1 pseudogene is annotated in these 899 nt (G+C 41.2%); it reads right to left on the reverse strand.

Annotated features, from left to right (window positions below):
* Nucleotides 1–214 precede the first annotated feature (214 nt).
* Nucleotides 215–899 (reverse strand): annotated as a pseudogene (locus tag AN214_RS21750) (transposase); the annotation flags it as partial.

Raw genomic sequence — 899 nt, forward strand, 5'->3', positions numbered from 1 at the left:
GTCTCTTATTGCGATCTCATCGCTGCCTAAATCAGTCGATACAGCTTATCGTTTAGGGCCACTAGACATTCATCGGTTAACCTTAATCTGGCGCTACTCAAGGGGATGGCTCATTTGTCCAGTTAGTTAAAGGCTCAGCTAAGGTGTAAACGATTTAATTCATTGCTTAAATTAATGCGCACCAACGGGGTATCTAATCAAGGCCAAATAGCTTATTACTTCGACAACACTTACCTGCAGATTCCGCTTTGCACTTAACGAGCCGGCAATAAGACGCGAACGTTTGTACAGATTCAAAGCGGTTAATATCTCCAATTTCATACAAAATAGTCATCGCTAAAATAAGCCCAACACCAGGTATGGTACGCAGTTGTGCGTAATAGTTTGGTTGATGCTTTTTAGCGTTGCTTTCTAAATAATATTCAAGCTTTTTAAGCTCTTCGGCGTAGGCATCGAGAATGGCTATATCAAAGTTAACATTACGTTGAACGGCTTGGTCGTCAAAACGCGTTTGGAATTTTTGGCGAACACATTTGTTTTTCATATGCAGTTCAAGCGGTGGGTAGTTGTACTGGCTATTGGTGTTAACTATATGCGCTTTTAGTTGTGCGCCATGCTGAACTAGTCGTGTTCTTCTACGCAGTAAATCACGAGTTGAGCGCATCTTTGCAGGGTAATTGTAAGCAAGCGGGAAGTTACCACCACGTAATAGACTAGCGATTTTATAAGAATCAATCTTATCATTTTTAGCTTTGCCCCCGTGAATGGCTTTCATATAAAGGGCATGACCAAGCACAAAATCAATGTCACGTTCAGCACATAAGTCACTCACCCAATACCAACAATGCATGCATTCAACGCCAACAACAATATCTTCTAGATAAGGAGAAATGAGCTTA

The sequence above is a fragment of the Pseudoalteromonas sp. P1-9 genome, from assembly GCF_001399975.1.
Classification (GTDB): domain Bacteria; phylum Pseudomonadota; class Gammaproteobacteria; order Enterobacterales; family Alteromonadaceae; genus Pseudoalteromonas.